We start from the raw sequence: 812 nt of genomic DNA on the forward strand, positions 1-812 counted from the left end.
TCTGTATAGCTTCGCATCATCCACTGAGTAAAGAAACAGCCTGGTTAATTCATCTTGCGCATCAGCATCCCAAACTATAGATCGCCTGTCTTCAAAGAAGAAGATCAAGTAGTGCAGGGAAAGTAGGACATCGAAGAAGCTACTGAATCCACTTGCCTCAGTTAACCAAGTTTGATATTGGTCTTCAAAATCAAGCTGATCGGAGAAGACCGGTTTTTCATTGACAAGAAACTTGCTGATTTTGAAATTGTCTAGACGGCGTGTGATGGAAGCCTTTTTTGTCCCAATACTAAAAGTCAATGTCGCTGTAGCTTTTTTTGCTCCATCGGGAACGCGATCGCCGAATAGTGCGCTGATCCGGTTGATGGGCTTGAATTCCCGTTGCGCTTGACCTAACTGGTCTTGGGTTCGCAGCTCAAAAGGGCCTGCTATCAACCGATGCATCATTCGTAATAGAGTTGTTTTCCCCAAACCGTTTACTCCAACGATTAGGTTCACTCCATCTACAAACTCATGCTTCAGAACTCCCCCGTTTGCCGCGCTGGTATAGGTTTGATAGCCCTCTATTCGTACCTGATCTATGACGGGTAGATGAACTCCCCTTCTCATATTGCAATCGAATGACCAAAAGTCACGCGTTCATTGGATGTTTGCAATGAGTTTTCAAGCCGCAAATCTTTGACGAATTCATACATTGAAGCCTCCCCCGGCCAAGCTTTTTGTTTATGACGGTTCAAATTCTCAAAACAATGTATCAGTTAGTTAATGAGTTGGCTATGGTCAGAAACTCGAACTGCCTGATTGGGCCGTGC

At 44.6% G+C, this 812-nt stretch carries 1 protein-coding gene; it reads right to left on the reverse strand.

The window, feature by feature from the left end; translation table 11 throughout:
• Positions 1-609, reverse strand: a 609-nt coding sequence (locus AC1D0Z_RS23210) for an AAA family ATPase (RefSeq protein WP_477660480.1), incomplete at its 3' end; no start/stop codon positions are given.
• Between the last annotated feature and the right edge of the window lie 203 nt (positions 610-812).

This window comes from Polaromonas sp. P1_E3 (assembly GCF_056405935.1).